General features: G+C 49.2%; 12 protein-coding genes. 6 read left to right on the forward strand and 6 right to left on the reverse strand.

Annotated features, from left to right (window positions below; all coding sequences use genetic code 11):
- Positions 1-14: 14 nt before the first annotated feature.
- The 3 genes from nikE to BLS03_RS04610 are packed head-to-tail and all read right to left on the reverse strand — an operon-like array spanning position 15 to position 3,632.
- Positions 15-1,694, reverse strand: coding sequence for a nickel ABC transporter ATP-binding protein NikE (nikE, locus tag BLS03_RS04600; RefSeq protein ID WP_093269301.1), 1,680 nt, complete (start codon positions 1,692-1,694; stop codon positions 15-17).
- Positions 1,695-1,696: 2 nt separating this feature from the next.
- Positions 1,697-2,611, reverse strand: coding sequence for an ABC transporter permease (locus BLS03_RS04605; protein WP_093269304.1), 915 nt, complete (start codon positions 2,609-2,611; stop codon positions 1,697-1,699).
- A 1-nt stretch (position 2,612) separates the two neighbouring features.
- Positions 2,613-3,632 carry an ABC transporter permease gene (locus BLS03_RS04610; protein WP_093269306.1) on the reverse strand — a complete coding sequence of 340 codons (1,020 nt, stop codon included), beginning with the start codon at positions 3,630-3,632 and terminating at the stop codon, positions 2,613-2,615.
- 295 nt (positions 3,633-3,927) lie between these two features.
- Between BLS03_RS04610 and BLS03_RS04615 the strand changes: the two genes are divergently transcribed.
- A complete protein-coding gene (locus BLS03_RS04615; protein ID WP_093269308.1) occupies positions 3,928-5,109 on the forward strand; it encodes a pyridoxal phosphate-dependent aminotransferase in 1,182 nt (393 codons plus the stop codon).
- A gap of 249 nt (positions 5,110-5,358) precedes the next feature.
- Positions 5,359-6,714 carry a GGDEF domain-containing protein gene (locus tag BLS03_RS04620; RefSeq protein WP_176765503.1) on the forward strand — a complete coding sequence of 452 codons (1,356 nt, stop codon included), beginning with the start codon at positions 5,359-5,361 and terminating at the stop codon, positions 6,712-6,714.
- A 32-nt stretch (positions 6,715-6,746) separates the two neighbouring features.
- Here the strand turns inward: BLS03_RS04620 and rarD are convergent, their stop codons facing one another.
- Positions 6,747-7,661: an EamA family transporter RarD gene (gene rarD, locus BLS03_RS04625; protein ID WP_176765504.1), complete on the reverse strand. Its 915-nt coding sequence runs from the start codon at positions 7,659-7,661 to the stop codon at positions 6,747-6,749.
- Positions 7,662-8,067: 406 nt separating this feature from the next.
- A complete protein-coding gene (dbpA, locus tag BLS03_RS04630; protein ID WP_093269318.1) occupies positions 8,068-9,456 on the reverse strand; it encodes an ATP-dependent RNA helicase DbpA in 1,389 nt (462 codons plus the stop codon).
- A gap of 241 nt (positions 9,457-9,697) precedes the next feature.
- Here dbpA and arfB point away from each other — a divergent pair, with 241 nt between their 5' ends.
- Positions 9,698-10,111: an alternative ribosome rescue aminoacyl-tRNA hydrolase ArfB gene (gene arfB, locus BLS03_RS04635; protein WP_093269322.1), complete on the forward strand. Its 414-nt coding sequence runs from the start codon at positions 9,698-9,700 to the stop codon at positions 10,109-10,111.
- A gap of 100 nt (positions 10,112-10,211) precedes the next feature.
- Here arfB and BLS03_RS04640 read toward each other — a convergent pair whose 3' ends face one another.
- A complete protein-coding gene (locus BLS03_RS04640) occupies positions 10,212-11,015 on the reverse strand; it encodes a MetQ/NlpA family ABC transporter substrate-binding protein (RefSeq protein WP_093269325.1) in 804 nt (267 codons plus the stop codon).
- A gap of 444 nt (positions 11,016-11,459) precedes the next feature.
- Here BLS03_RS04640 and BLS03_RS04645 point away from each other — a divergent pair, with 444 nt between their 5' ends.
- The 3 genes from BLS03_RS04645 (at position 11,460) to BLS03_RS04655 (ending at position 15,632) form a co-directional block, all read left to right on the forward strand.
- Positions 11,460-11,888 carry a DUF7282 domain-containing protein gene (locus BLS03_RS04645; RefSeq protein ID WP_093269328.1) on the forward strand — a complete coding sequence of 143 codons (429 nt, stop codon included), beginning with the start codon at positions 11,460-11,462 and terminating at the stop codon, positions 11,886-11,888.
- Positions 11,889-12,087: 199 nt separating this feature from the next.
- Positions 12,088-13,248: an amidohydrolase gene (locus tag BLS03_RS04650; RefSeq protein ID WP_093269331.1), complete on the forward strand. Its 1,161-nt coding sequence runs from the start codon at positions 12,088-12,090 to the stop codon at positions 13,246-13,248.
- A gap of 503 nt (positions 13,249-13,751) precedes the next feature.
- Positions 13,752-15,632 carry a methyl-accepting chemotaxis protein gene (locus BLS03_RS04655; RefSeq protein ID WP_093269334.1) on the forward strand — a complete coding sequence of 627 codons (1,881 nt, stop codon included), beginning with the start codon at positions 13,752-13,754 and terminating at the stop codon, positions 15,630-15,632.
- Positions 15,633-15,702 lie beyond the last annotated feature (70 nt).

Genomic DNA, 15,702 nt, shown 5'->3' on the forward strand with positions numbered 1-15,702 from the left:
TTTACTCCTTGTTTCTATGCTGACGCTAAAGCTGCTTTGGCGTCAGCATCACTGACATACGGTTTGTGGCGCTCTTCTTCTTCGCTGATCACCGGAATCGCGCGGATCAAAGCGCGGGTATAGTTGTGATTCGGCATATCAAACAGCGTTTGGGTATCGCCCACTTCAAGCAGTTCGCCGCGATACATCACCGCCACGCGATTGCAAAACTGGCGCATTAGGCTCAGATCGTGGGAAATAAACAGATAGGTCAAACCCAGATCGCTTTGCAGGCGTTCTAACAGCTCAATCACGCTTTTTTGCACCGACACATCCAGCGCGGAAGTCGGTTCGTCGAGCACCAAAATTTTGGGGTTCGCTGCCAAAGCACGCGCAATAGCGACTCGCTGTTTTTGCCCGCCAGATAAGCTTGACGGATACATCTCGGCGTACTCTTGTGGCAATTCCACCAATTCAAGCAAGCGGCGAATTTCGCCATCAATGTCCTGAGATTTTCCGATATATTTGAGTGGTACCGATAGCGTTTGCGCGATGGTGCGACGCGGGTTAAGCGACGCCGCCGGGTTTTGATGCACCATCTGAATGCTGTGACGATTGGCCTGATTAGCGCGCCAAGTGGCTAGCGGTTTGGCTTCGATCATGATGTTGCCATCGGTGCAATCAATAATGCCCATCAGCATGCGCGCAAGGGTGGTTTTGCCAGAGCCAGACTCGCCAGCCAGACCAAACGTATCGCCTTGATTGATGCTTAAATTCAGTGGCTTAACCGCTTTGACTTGCGAGGTCACACGTCCACGCCAATCTTTTTTGCCGTGAAAGGTTTTGCAAGTTTCAACAAAGCGAACCAACGGCGCTTTTGAGCTTGGCGGTTTTGGTTCTTGGTTTGGCGCGTAAAGACGCGGAACCGAATCAAACAGCCTTTGGGTATAGGAGTGCTTAGCGCGGTCAAAAATGTTCGCCACACTGCCGTGTTCAACAATGCGGCCATGCTGCATCACGTACACGCGGTCGGCGGTTTTGCGCACCACGCCAAGGTTATGGGTGATCATCAGTAGCGCCAGTTGTTCGTCTTCCACCAGCTGGTTAATCAACTTGATGATTTCATCTTGCGTGGTCACATCCAGAGCCGTCCCCGGCTCATCGGCAATCAGCAATTTGGTGGGATGCAGCAGCGCCATCGCAATCAAGACTCGTTGGCGCATACCACCGGAAAGTTGCCATGGATAAGCGTTATATACCCGCTCAGTATCGGTCAGCTTGACCTTGTCCAGTACCGCTAAAATGTGCGCTTTGCGCTCGGCTCTGGTGTATTTCACGCCGCTGGTTTTCTCAACGAATTTCATGATGTCGTTAAGGTGAGTGCGAATGCGAAACACCGGATTGAACGAGGTCTGCGGATCTTGCTGAATCATCGACATCACTGAGCCTTTAAGGCTCTCGCGCTTGCTGTGTTCCATACTCAGCAGCGACTCACCATCGACCTTGATATCACCGCTATTGATCACGATTTGCTGGCTGTTAAGCGTGCCCATCAACATTTTGCTAGTGACACTTTTGCCTGAGCCCGACTCGCCAATCAAAGCAACGCGCTCGCCCGGATGAATGTGCAGCGAAATACGATGCAACACTTGGCGCTGACCACCATAGACTTTAAACGCCAGGCTAAAATCGGAAATTTCAATTAATGGCTGCATGGTTATACCTCCACATCAAAAAAGTCGCGCAGGCCGTCGCCAAGCAAGTTAAAGCCTAAAATGGCGTACAAAATCGCCAGCCCCGGCATCATGGCTTCCCACCAATATTCGGGTAAGTACGCCGCGCCAGTCGACACCATGGTGCCAAGATCTGGAGTTGGCGGCTGAACGCCTAGGCCAAGAAAGCTCAGCGTCGCGCCAAACAAAATCACAAATCCGGCGTCGAGCGTGGTTTTAACGCTGATCGCAGCCACGCAGTTCGGCAAAATTTCTTTGACCACAATGTGCCAGTGGCTCGCACCAGACAGGCGCGCAGCTTCGATAAAGTCTTCGGTGACAATGCTTTTAGCCAAGCGATACACCAAGCGGCAGTGCCAGTTCCACCACAGACAAGCAATCGCCAGCATCGCGTTGGTTAAATTGGGCTCGAGAATCGAGGTAATCGCCAGCGCCAATGCCAGTGGCGGAACCGCAAGTAACATGTCGTTAAAACGCATGATGAGCTGCTCAATCCAACCACCTGCGTAGGCGGCAACGATGCCAAGTAGCACGCCAACTGGCACGGACAGGGCCAGCACGCCGACCACCAAACTTAATGACACGCGATAGCCGTAAAGGACGCGAGTTAAAATGTCGCGGCCAACGTTGTCGGTGCCCATCCAGTAATCCCAATCTGGCGCATGGTGGCGAGCGCGAAAGTTAACAAAGCTGCCGGCGTGTTCAGGGTACGGCGCCAAAAGCGGCGCTAGCAGCGCGAACAGTACCACACTCACTACAATCACTAAGCCAATCACTGCCGTTGGGTTACGGGTAAAGCGATACCAGGCTTTACCAAAGTTGGAGTATTGCTTGTCCGCGCTAGATGGCGTGAACTCTTGCTCGCCATGAGGCAGATGGGTTTGCTCTAACGGAATCATGTTAGGCTCCTTTGTGCTTCACGCGCGGGTCGACCACGCCGATAATAAAATCAATCAATAAGTTGGCGGCGATAAAGAACACACCGGACACCAACACCACGCCAATCACGGCATTAAAATCTTTATGCAGAATCGAGCGCACGCCATAGCTCGCCACGCCCGGCCACGAAAACACCATCTCGACCACAAAGGCGTTACCAATCAGTGAGGCAAACTCAAGGCCCAAAATGGTCAGAGGCGCTGACGCTGACAGACGCAGCAGATATTTGAAATTGACCACTGGCTTGGAAACGCCGCACGCACGCAGCGTTTCAACGTGGTCGCGATGACTAAATTCGATCATCGACGAACGCGTAATGCGCATCACCTGACCAATACCCGCGGCAGACAGCGCAATTGCAGGCAGCAAAATATGTTGCAGCGCGTTAAGGAACACATCAAAGCGCCCTTGCAATACACTGTCGAGCAACAATAAACCGGAAAAATCGGCGCTGAAGTTCATTGAGGAAGAGAGACGCTCGGTGACTGGTAGATCAAGCCAACCAAGGCTTGCCAGCAGCTGCAGGATCAGAGCGAGAAGAAACGACGGTGTCACCACCCCAACCAATGAAACGACCCGCGACACTTGGTCGAACCAGCCATTTGGGCGATAAGCAGCGAAAATGCCCAGCGGCATGCCAATGGCCGCGGTAAAAAATACCGCCACCAATACCAACTCAAGCGTTGCTGGCAATGCGCGAGTAATGTCGGATAACACCGGCTGGTCGGTAATGGTGGATTGACCCATATCGCCATCAAACACATTGCTGATATAGTCGAAATACTGCACTGCGATGGATTTATCCAGCCCCATCTTTTGTTGCAGTTCGGCGACTTGTTGTGGGGTCGCCAACGGGCCAAGTGCTATCCGTGCTGGGTCGCCGGGGATAAGGCGCGCCACCACAAAAATGATCACCGATAATCCAACCAACACCAGCAGCAAGCGACTGAGGCGCAGCCATAAGTAGTAGGCTTGGCTCATACATTCTTCCCTGAATACGATTTGCTTGCCTAATAAATCATCATAGCTAAGGGCGATGCACAACCCAGACAAAGGGTAGTTTTAGCAAAATATCGGCTAGCACTTGTTGATTATTTACCCAATAGCATCATATTGAACTGATAAATCACATCGGAAAGATTCTTAAAATACCCACTTTAAAAGCAATAACTAACCAACAAGTTGATTAAATTTTTGCGCCAAACATGGGATAGTAATCCCCATCGGCTCTGGCTTTGATGCCATCCCACGCCCACTTAAAGGAGAAGTTCCCGTCATGGATAGACCGTTGCCCCCTGCCCTAAGCCCCATAGCTCAGCAGTTGAGTGAGTCATCAATTCGTACTATCGCGAATTTCGGCATGACCCAAGCGGATGTGATTCCGCTGTGGTTTGGCGAATCGGACATTCCAACCCCAGATTTTATTCGCCAAGCCGCGGCGCACGGTCTTGAGCAAGGTGACACTCGCTATACCCCGAATAACGGTATACCTGCGCTTCGTACCGCGCTCGCCGAATATCAAAACCGTCTTTATGACCAGCAATTTGACCAGCACAATATCGTGGTTACCGTGTCTGGGACGAATGCGGTCATGCTGGCCGCGCAGACCTGCATCAGCGCCGGCGATAAAGTGGTGGTCATCACGCCGGTATTCCCTACCTTATTCGCCGTACCGCAACTACTCGGCGCAAAGGTAGAACAGCTGCAGCTAAGCCAAAATGGTCATCGCTTTGAGCTGGATTTAGACGCGCTATTTCACGCAGCTAAAGATGCCAAAGCGATTGTCATCAACAGCCCGAACAACCCAACCGGTTGGTGCGCGACCAAAGAACAGATTGAAGCAATTTGTGAATTTGCTCGACGAGAAAATGTCTGGGTGATTTCTGATGAAGTGTACGCACGCCACACCTATGAAGGCGACAGCGCGCCATCGTTTTGCACCTTTATGCGCGAATCTGACCCGATCATCGTTTGCAATAGTTTCTCTAAAGCTTGGTGTATGACTGGCTGGCGTTTGGGGTGGTTAACCTTGCCGCGCGCCATCACACCCACCATCACCAAATTGATTGAGTTTAACGTCTCATGCGCACCAGGCTTTGTACAAGCTGGTGGTTTGGCGGCGATTACCCAAGGTGAACGTTTTATCGAACAAACTCGCGAGCGCTTTTTGACCGCCCGTGACATGGTGGCACAAGCGCTCAGCGATATTCCTGGCGTGACCTTGTATGACATGCCTGCCACCTTCTATGCGTTTGTCAAAATTGATGGCCTTGCGGCCAATAGCCAAGCGTATATTTTACGTATGATTGAAGAGGCGAAAGTCGGTGTGGCACCAGGCGAGGCATTTGGTCTTGGCGGCAGTGAACATCTGCGTATTTGCTACGGCTGCGATTTAGCGGTGCTTGCAACAGCCCTAGAGCGCATTCGCGACTTTTTATTAACCCATCGCCCAGAGTAATGAACCGATGCGTTAAGCGTTGGTGTTTGATCTTAAACCGAGCAGCATAGAGCCCTGACAGTTACGCAAATCACGTGCGACTAAAATGCCTCATGTTGCTCATTTTTAAGCTGATTCACAGTTATTACTCAATTTTTTTCTGCCAAGTGGCAAGAGTCAAAAGCCTAAACTAGCCTGTTATTTATACTCACTAGATTGCATAGGCATACACATTTGGTTTATTCAGCCCCGCATGTAAAGCATCACTCTTTGATTCGCTATTTTGTCAAAATTTGTCGACCACTGGCAGCCATCTGTTTGGGTTTCTCGCTCCTTAGCCTCAGTGGCTATCTGGTCGATTTAGAGGTGCTGTATCGCCCAATTCCAAGTGGTCCTGCCACCAATCCATTAACCGCAATCTTAACCACGCTACTGGCTCTGGGTTTGATGCTTCCACCACGCACTCGCCCCTGCCTTTCAGCGATGTGCGCCTACATTGGGTTACTGTTTATTAGCATGCGTTTAGTCGATGAACAATTTGGCACCAGTAACGCTGCGTTGATCACCAGTTTTCTCTACAACCCCCTTGAGCACCTTAACGACCCACGCAACAATGTGATGGGGCTAAACACGACGGCGATGTTACTGCTGCTGTGTCTGGCTAATATTTTTCGCCGCCATCGCAAAGCGTTCCTATCACAAATATGCAGCTTTATCGCACTCGCCATTCCGACGGTAGCCATCACTGGTTATGCTTACGGGCTTGAGAATTTTTATGGCGACATGTCACTTATAACCACAACACTAGGATTGCTGCTGTCGATAAGTTCGCTGTTTATTACCTCAAGCCGTGGTATCGTGCGCGCCGTGCTTTCACCCTACATTGGTGGTCGAATCGCGCGGGTGCAGGTCGTGGTCGGGTATCTGTTTTGCTTTATTTTGGGCTATATGCTGGTGCAATCGCTGGTCAACACTGGCTTAGAAAACCTGTTTGGCGCGTATGTGGTCGCCACCAGTTGGTTTATCATTCTGCTCGTAGCAATGAGCGCTGCAGCGCAAGAAAAAATCGATCGCGAACGGCGCACAGTCGAGCGTAAACTGAACCAAATTGAAACCCTTGACCAACTGACCGGGCTGTATAATCGCGTCGCCTTTAGCCAAGAAGCAAGCAAATGTATGGCGTGGCAGCGGCGCAAAAACTCCACTCTGTATGTGATGCTCATGGACGTGGATTACTTTAAGAAAATTAACGACCACTTTGGTCATAGTGTGGGTGATGAAGTGTTAGCCACCATCGCAAACGCGCTAACAAATAGCTCTCGCGAGACAGACCTATTGTGCCGTTATGGCGGTGAAGAATTTGTCGCTCTGGTGGATGTCAACGCTCATTCAGGAGCGCTGATCATTGCCGAAAAGTTTCGTATGGCGGTGGAAGGCATTTACATCAATGATTTTACCGATGTTCATGGCGCGCTGTCGGTATCGATAGGCTGCGCGCCACTTAACGATATGATTGGCCTAGAACAGGCGCTCGCTAATGCAGATAAAGCCATGTACCGTGCCAAGCATTACGGTCGTAACCGTGTGATCTCCTTTGAACAGGAGTTCACGGCTATCTCTGCCTGACACAGATTAACCCAGTGGCAAGGTTTCAGCACTTAGGCTGAAATAGCCCGCGCCTTTGTCGAAACAATCAGATAGTGCTGCTTATAAACAACCCAGCCGTTGAGCATTAAGCATCCCACCGCCAGCCAGATCGGCACGTAGGTGATGAAATCAGCCTCGGAAAACGACTCTCCAAGTGCAAGCGCGACCAGAAACAGCAGCAGAGGTTCCACGTAGCTAAGCATGCCAAATAGCGAAAGCGGCATCCGCTGACTGGCGGCAATAAAGCTCAGCAGCGCCATGCAACCTAAAACGCCAAGCCCGGCGATGATCAACCAGCCATTGTTACCTTGCTCAGCAAAGAACGCCCAGTTCCAGTTTTTCTGATACAAAATCGCCACGCCAAACGGCAGCATAACCAAATGTTCGACCATCATGCTGTGCAATGCACAAAGATTCAGGCGACGCTTTAAAATGAAATACGGCGGATAACCGAGCATCACCACCAATGACACCAGAGAAACGCCGCCGTGACGTAAAAGCTCAGCCCCTACCCCAATCAGCGCTAAGCCAACCGCTAGACTTTGCAAGCGTGACAAACCCTCGTTAAACAGCACACGGCCAGTCAGCACCAAGGTCAATGGCATCAAAAAATAACCCATCGCCAAATCTTGCGCATGACCATTAAGTGGCGCCCAGCCAAATAACCACACTTGTACACTCATTAATACGCTGCACACCACGACTATCATCAGCGAGCGTGGCGTATGGATAACCTCACTTAGCGCCTCGCGAAATGCGCGTCCTTGCTTGGCGATAGCGAGCGCAAGCAGCATGATAAAGACGGTCCCCATAACCCGCCAACCAAACACAGCAAAACCATCTAATGGTTCAAGCCAAACACTGTAGTAAGACAAGGCACCGAACAGCACAGATGCACTAAGACAAAATAAAATTCCGATAAGCAAGGCCAGTTCCCTCTGTTTAATCCATGCAATAAGGCGCGAAACGCCACCGCGATTGAGAAATCACTCAACAATGCAATTAATAAACCGACTTAATGAATACCTTGCAGACTATTTAGCTAGCGCTTTCGAACCAAGCAGCGCCGTGAAAGCGTATTCGAGTGTTATCCTAAGCGCGGCGGCGCCGTTGCACCACAAATGCTCAGGTTCCCCACAATTGTGCTTTAACGATAAAAATAGAGTTATTTTTCAACACGATATACCAAAAAAAATCATTCTTTCGATAACAGAGCCGTTTCGATAAGCAACGGTTTTGATAAACAAGCCGCTTATCGCCAATAAAAAGGGCTAGCCTATCGCTAACCCTTTCACTGCATGTCCAATCAAACGTTTGAACCGGACTGGCCGTTTATTTCATCGCCCAAACGCGAAATGATTTGCCTTTCAGTTTGCCATCATTGAGCAGATTCAGCGCTTTTTTCGCGACGCTTTGACGCACTGCGACATAGGACCAAATGTCTTTAATTTGGATTTTGCCGACTTCGCTACCCGCGATCACTTTGCCTGCCGTCAAGGCGCCAAGAATGTCGCCCGGGCGCAATTTGTGCTTCTTGCCACCTTCAATACGCAAGCAGGTCATTTCTGCACGCAGCGGCGTGGTATCCAAACCCGACTCGCTCGGCAAGCTGCTAAAGCTTTGCGGGCCGAATTTGTCTTCAATAAGCGCTAAACGCATACCATCATTTGGCCCAACGAGGCTGGCAGCTACCCCTTTAGCACCGGCACGGCCTGTGCGACCTACGCGGTGAACGTGCACTTCTGGCTCATGAGCCATATCGTAGTTGATCACCAAATCCAGCGCATCAATGTCTAAGCCGCGCGCCGCCACATCGGTGGCCACTAAAATCGACACACTTTTCAGCGCAAACTGCACCAAAGCTTGGTCGCGCTGACGCTGGTCCAGATCGCCATGTAGCGCTTTAACACTAAAGCCTTGGGCATCCAAATCATCAGCCACATCTTGAGCTTCACGCTTGGTGTTACAGAAAATTACTGCACTTTCAGGGCGATGTTTTAGCAGCAATAGACGAGCAGCTTGCAAACGGCTATTGGCATCGTTGACTTGGTAAAAACGCTGACTAATGCTGAGCTGGTCGTGGCGTTCTTTAAGCTCAATATTAAGCGGGTTGTTCATCATTTCACGCGCCAGTTGCGCAATAGGCTCTGGGAAGGTAGCGCTAAACAGCAAGCTTTGACGCTCGCGCGGCATAAAGGTCGAGATCTGTTCTAAATCTTTGTTAAAACCCATTTCTAGCATGCGATCCGCTTCATCCAGCACCAACTGAGTTAAATGACTCAGATCCAGACGCTGTTTTTGCAGGTGATCAAGTACGCGCCCTGGCGTGCCAACAATGATGTGCGCGCCGTGTTCCAGCGAGCCAATTTGCGGCCCAACCGGCACACCACCACATAAAGTGAGAATCTTGATGTTATGAATACCACGCGCAAAACGGCGCAGCTCTTTGGCCACTTGGTCGGCCAATTCGCGAGTTGGACACAGCACCAAAGACTGAACACGAAAACGCTTTACTTCAAGACGTTCAAGCAGCCCCAAACCAAACGCCGCCGTTTTACCTGAACCGGTTTTGGCCTGCGCCAATACATCCCTGCCATCCAAAATGGCGGGCAAACTGGCTTGTTGAATTGGCGTCATGGCGCTAAAGCCAAGTTCTTTAAGGGTACTGAGTAAAGACGGTTTAAGCGCCAGAGAAGAAAAGTCGGTGTTGGATGATGTCACAATGAATCCTGTGGCTAAATTTTAACCAAGTCGCAATAAAGGGCGCTATTGTAACAGTAAGTGCCAAGATAAAAAGCGTTAACTGCGCTTAGCTTGCCTAAAGGTCAAGCGCGACTGCGAACACATTGAAACACGCCGTACTCGCTATAAAGATTGACAAAGAGCTTAGGCACTGAAAACATAGCCGACTTGGCAATCGGCCAACCAGAAAACAACATTAGGAATTGGTTTTATTACTACCATGTTAACGCTATCTAACAAGGTGACACTTGCCGACTGGGAAATTGAACTATCGGCGATACGTGCGATGGGCAACGGTGGACAAAACGTCAATAAAGTTGCCACCGCCATTCATTTGCGTTTCGACATTCAGCGCTCGACGCTACCGGATGTCTATAAACAACGCTTGTTGGCGCTGCAAGACAGTCGCATCACCAAAGATGGAGTGATTGTGATTAAAGCTCAGTCGCAGCGCACTCAAGAAAAAAATAAAGAAGACGCGCTCAATCGGCTCAAAGAGCTGATTCAATCTGCAATGGTAGAAGTAAAAACGCGCCGCCCAACCAAACCGACCAAAAGCTCGCAGATCAAACGCGTCGAGGCGAAAAAACGCACCGCAGTGACCAAAAACTTACGCGGCAAAGTCGACTACTAACATTCAACTGCGGCTTAGCAATTCGTTAAGCACAAAAAAACGCTTTGACCGAAACCAAAGCGTTTTTTGTATTTTCATCAGCTACAAATTCGCCAGCGAATTAGAATGCCGCCTCAATCGTACCGTGGAAAGTGTCGTCGATAAACTGACGCACCGCCTCAGACTGGTAAATCTTAACGAATTTCTTGTAGGCTTCTTTGTCTTGATCTTCTTTACGCGCAGCAATGACCATCACAGCCAGCGGCGCATCTTTTGGCTCAAGATAGATACCTTGTTTTTTCGGATCCAGCCCTGCCGACATCACGTAGTTCATCGTGATCGCAGCTGCATCAACATCATCCAAAGTACGAGGCAATTGCGCGGCGTCGATTTCTAGAATCTCAAAATGTTTTGGATTATCAATGATATCGTTAACCGTTGCTTTAAAGCCCACACCCGGTTTTAGCTTAATCAGGTTCGCATCAGCCAGCAGCAACAAACCACGGCCGCCATTGGTCGGATCGTTTGGAATCGCGATGCGCGCATTATCTGGAAGTTCATCCAGAGATTTATAACGGTTTGAATACACGCCCATACGCATCAAAATCGATTTACCCATCGACACTAAGTCTGAATCGTTGTTGCTATTGAAATTATTCAAAAAGGGTAAGTGCTGATAGCTATTAAGGTCGATGCTGCCATCGGCAAGCGCCGCATCAGGGGTGATAAAGTCAGAAAACTCAACCAACTCCACTTTAAGGCCTTGCTTAGCGGCTTCTTTTACCGCCGCTTCAACCACTTGAGCATGAGGCCCAACCGTTGCACCGACTTTAAGTACTTTGTCTTCTTTTTGGCCGCAAGCGCTCAATCCTAGCGCAAGACCCACTGCACATAACCACGTCAGCGCGGTTTTTATTGTTTTCATTACATCCTCCATAACAACATCATATATAGACGTATAGACATCTAAAAAAGCATACTACCGTGCAAAACTTAAGATGCAATCAGATTCTTTCGCCATCACATTAGTCTGCAAATATGATGAAATTCCCCTAACCCCTTGCCAATACTGAGCTTGCACTACATTTCAAGCCTAGTGAGCAATCAAGCCAACTAAATTGACGACCAAATACAGTGAAAAATGAGTTCAATGGAAAAAAATTTAGTATTTTCGTTTATTCCATGATTTGCATATACATACCCCCAACCACACCCTAAGGCGTAAAAAAATAATCGCATAATTGCATACTTTTTAGTGAACCGATTCTAATCTTTTAACGTATGAAATCGGGTTAGCTGACGTATCGCTAGCGGGAATTACAGCTTCGCGTTGTAACGTGCAACGCAATCATAATGATAGGAATCGATCATGAATACACCGTTTACTACGTCGTTAAAAACCTTATGTCTCAGCGCGGCCTTGATTGGCGTTTCTACTTCTGCGTGGGCGGGACACCACCTCAGTGTGAAAGCCATGGATCAAGATGTGTCTGGTGGCACCGTCACTGCGCAAATGATTAAAGCCGATGCCAACGGCTGGATGGTGGTACATCGCACCGATAAAATGATGAAACCGGGACCTGTGGTTGGTTACGCACCGCTGAAAAAAGGGGCTAACAATGACGTCACCGCAATTCTGACCGAACCTGTTATGTCGGGTGATATGCTGATGTTAATGCTGCACGGCGAGGATGGCGGCATGAAAACGGGCGTGTTTGAATACACACTCGGCTCCAAAGCTGACGGCCCAGTCCGCGAAGGCGGCAAATTGGTGATGGATGTCATCACGGTTAAATAACCCGTTACCACCTTAAAACGCGTTGGTTCGCGTCACCCAATTACCTGTAAAGGCATGCTAAACGCATGCCTTTATTTTTTCTGCTCAATTCATCAACAACCAAATAAAAGCGGCTGAATAATAAACACTCGCTTCCAAACGCCAATTTGATTAACGTGGAATAACAACGAGTAACACGCGATAAAGTTAAGGATAACTTATGACTCAGACTCCCCCCTTTGACGCGCCGACTTTTCGTCGCCAACTGCACCAACATCCTGAACTCTCAGGCCAAGAGCAACATACGTCTCGCGCAATCTGCGAGCAGTTACAAGGCTTTGGGCTTGAGCCGATAACCGACATCGGTGGTCATGGCATCATATGTATTATCGAAGGGGAACACGCAGGTGACACCACATTGTTACGGGCTGATTTTGATGCGCTACCAATTACCGAGGTGGCAAGCCATGGTCACATCTCCCAGAAACCGGGAATCATGCACGCCTGCGGCCACGATGGCCACACCACCTCGCTGCTTAAAGTCGCCGAGCAGCTTAGCCTAACGCCACCACCATGTGGCAAAGTCATTTTGCTGTTTCAACCAGCGGAAGAAATCGGCACAGGTGCAGCCGCGATGCTAAGCGACAGCAAACTCAGTGGTATGACGATTGACCACGCTTTCGCCTATCACAATTTACCCGGTCATCCGCTGCATCAAGTCATCGTTAAACCGAGCACCTTTGCCTGTGCATCAGTGGGCGCTAAAATCGAACTGCAAGGCAAAACCTCACACGCGGCATGGCCGGAGCACGGCATCAATCCAACCTCAGTCATGCTTGAGATCATTGAATTTTTGCAAGCCTTACCCGATCAATATCGCGATGTATTCAGCCTAGTCACGGTCGCGCACGTCAAACTTGGTGACGCTGTGTTTGGTGTAGCACCTGGCAGCGCGACCATACTGGCGACGATGCGCAGCGAATGTAACCAGACGTTTGCTGCAATGCAGCAGGCGCTAAGTGACAAACTCGCTCACTTAAAATTACACAGCGAGCTTGACGTGCACCTTAGTTGGGATGAACCCTTTCAAGCCGCGGTCAATGATGAGGCGCACTACCAAATGGTCAAACAACAAGCACAAGCGCTGGGACTAAACGTCACCGAACTGGCAGAGCCGATGCGCTGGTCAGAAGACTTTGCTGAGTTTTTGGCGCAAACCAAAGGCGCACTGTTTTGCATCGGCAGCGGCGAGCACCACCCAGAATTGCACAACCCTGATTACGATTTTCCCGATCCGTTGCTTGAGACCGCAGCCGCGCTGTTTTTGGCACTGATTAACGATCTTCATCAAATTGAATCACTCGAACGCGCCAATTCCTAATCAATGAAAAGCCAAACCAAGTGTAACAACTGATTGATTGACAATAACTTTTAGCTAAAAATCACAAAATGATAAATTGACCACTTAAAAGTTGTGAATCAATCAGTAATTTCCCAAGCTGAGTATTAACTCTAGCTACGCCTTGTGATTAGCCATATTTCCCAACAAAATCTAAGTAATACAAAAGTTTACATTTACCACTGACTCAGTACTTAAATCCGCATTTTACGGCCGCAAAATATTTTCATACTTTTGCACAATAACGCCCTGTTTTTAAAGGGCGTTTATTGTTCATATGCACAAAGAAACCTAGCGTTCACTTGCTTATATTGGGTAACCAAAAACATCACTTTTGATCATTAGGTCGCCTTGTTTCTCGCCGTTTAGTCTATCGCCGTTTCGAAGCTCATTCGCCGCCCTGATGAATTAAAAGCAAGCCTTAACACTGACGTGCGAGCTTGAATAATAAAGTCCTTCATATTTATGTCTTCAAAGGGTGAACTATGAGCGCAAAGAACAAAATACTATTATCGATCGGCGGACTGTTTATGTTCGTCATCGCCTTGATTATCGGCGTGGGATACATCTCGTTTAGCGACTCTTCTCAGCAAAATTATACCGACAAGCTCAAAACCGAGGCGGCACTTATTGCCTCTGGCGTTGAACAAAAAATGCTGCGTAACTTTGACATGCTCAAAATGTCGGCCGACTCCATCGACATCAACGCAGCCGGCGAGCTTAACGAACAGCAATTGGTCGAAAAACTCAAATTTATGGAAGGTCACTATGACATGGTGGCGTCCTTTTTCGGTACGGCGGATGGCACCACTTATCGCGTCGACGGTGAAATTCAAAACTTCAATGCCAAAGCCGCTGGCCGCGAATGGTACACACGAATCATGGACGGCGAAGTTGACGTTATCACGACCCCTTATAAAGCATCGTCGGGCAAAATTATTATGTCGTTGGTTGAGCCAGTGAAGCGTAATGGTCGAATTGTGGCCATTATCGGTGCCAATATCGCGCTTGATGGTATTACGTCCTACATCAAAAACCTGTCTGAGAAACAGCAAATTTATGTCGCGCGTAAAGATGGCTACATTCTGTCGGCCAAAGATGCCGAAAGCGTGGGTAAAAACCTATTTGAACTGCGCCCAACTTACGCCAGCTATCGCCAACAAAATGGGTCAGGCCACACCTATGAACATAACGATCAAGCCTTCTATGTGGTAAGCGCCATTTCTCAAGAGCTAGGCTGGAGCGTGTGGAGCTGGGAAAGCGTACAAAATATCACTGCGCCATCCAGAGACAATCTGCAAAACAGCCTGATTCTTGGCATTGTCGCCCTCGCCATTGCTGGCGCGCTGAGTTACTACTTAGTGGTCAGTTTAATGTATCGCCCAATTGGCGGTGAGCCGACTGAAATTGAAGCTATCGTGCGCAAAGTTGCCGCCGGTGACCTATCTCTCGCGGGCAGCGCGCGCGGTCATGAAACCGGTGTATTGGCGGCGACCCTTGCCATGGTCGACAACCTCAAAGACACCATGAAACAAATTCAAACCTCGGCTGAGCGAATCGACCACTCGTCGGTTGAGATGTCTGAAACCTCATCACAAGTAAAAATCAGTTCTGAATCGCAAATGCTGCAATTAGAGCAAGCCGCCACAGCAATGAACGAAATGTCGGCATCGGTGGATGAAGTTGCGCGTAACGCCCTTAAAGCATCAGATTCAGCCAAAGGCGCTAATGGCTATTCAGAGCAAGGGATGCGCATGGTCAGCGACATGAACCAGAGCATTATTGAACTGGTGGGCGGTATTGAAGCCGTGGTGAACGTCAACCTTGAGCTTGAAAAAGCCACCCAAAGCATTGGTCAAATTCTGGAAGTGATTGACGGTATTTCGGAGCAAACCAACTTGCTGGCGCTTAACGCAGCCATTGAAGCGGCGCGTGCAGGTGAACACGGTCGTGGCTTCGCGGTTGTGGCCGATGAGGTACGCAGCTTAGCGAATCAAACCAAAGAGAGCACCACGGTGATTCAAGACACCATCAATCGCTTGCAACATGAAGCCAGCCGCTCGGTGGAGCTGATGCGCATCAATATGAAAGATGCTCAGACTACCTCGGAAAAATCGGCACTTGCTAACCAAGCACTGCAAGAGATTCAAACCTCAGTGGCGCTGATTCAAGACATGAACACCCAAATAGCCGCCGCAGTGGAAGAACAAAGCCATGTGGCCTCTGAAATCGGCGCCAATGTGGTGGAAATTAACGACTTGGCGAAATCAACATTTGATGTGTCTGAAAGCAACCACCTGCGCTCGCAAGAGATGACCCAAATCGCTGGCACGCTGAATAAATCGATTGAGATCTTTAAGTGGTAATACTTCCTCGCAGCACTTAAAGATCACAAACAAACCGGGCCAATTGGCTCGGTTTTCTTTTTTTATTGAT

Source organism: Vibrio xiamenensis (genome assembly GCF_900100015.1).
In the GTDB taxonomy this organism is placed as follows: domain Bacteria; phylum Pseudomonadota; class Gammaproteobacteria; order Enterobacterales; family Vibrionaceae; genus Vibrio; species Vibrio xiamenensis.

Coding starts and splice junctions, on each gene's coding strand:
- nikE (WP_093269301.1), bottom strand. CDS start 1,694: ATGCAGCCATTAATTGAAATTTCCGATTTTAGCCTGGCGTTTAAAGTC.
- BLS03_RS04605 (WP_093269304.1), bottom strand. CDS start 2,611: ATGATTCCGTTAGAGCAAACCCATCTGCCTCATGGCGAGCAAGAGTTC.
- BLS03_RS04610 (WP_093269306.1), bottom strand. CDS start 3,632: ATGAGCCAAGCCTACTACTTATGGCTGCGCCTCAGTCGCTTGCTGCTG.
- BLS03_RS04615 (WP_093269308.1), top strand. CDS start 3,928: ATGGATAGACCGTTGCCCCCTGCCCTAAGCCCCATAGCTCAGCAGTTG.
- arfB (WP_093269322.1), top strand. CDS start 9,698: ATGTTAACGCTATCTAACAAGGTGACACTTGCCGACTGGGAAATTGAA.
- BLS03_RS04640 (WP_093269325.1), bottom strand. CDS start 11,015: ATGAAAACAATAAAAACCGCGCTGACGTGGTTATGTGCAGTGGGTCTT.
- BLS03_RS04645 (WP_093269328.1), top strand. CDS start 11,460: ATGAATACACCGTTTACTACGTCGTTAAAAACCTTATGTCTCAGCGCG.
- BLS03_RS04650 (WP_093269331.1), top strand. CDS start 12,088: ATGACTCAGACTCCCCCCTTTGACGCGCCGACTTTTCGTCGCCAACTG.
- BLS03_RS04655 (WP_093269334.1), top strand. CDS start 13,752: ATGAGCGCAAAGAACAAAATACTATTATCGATCGGCGGACTGTTTATG.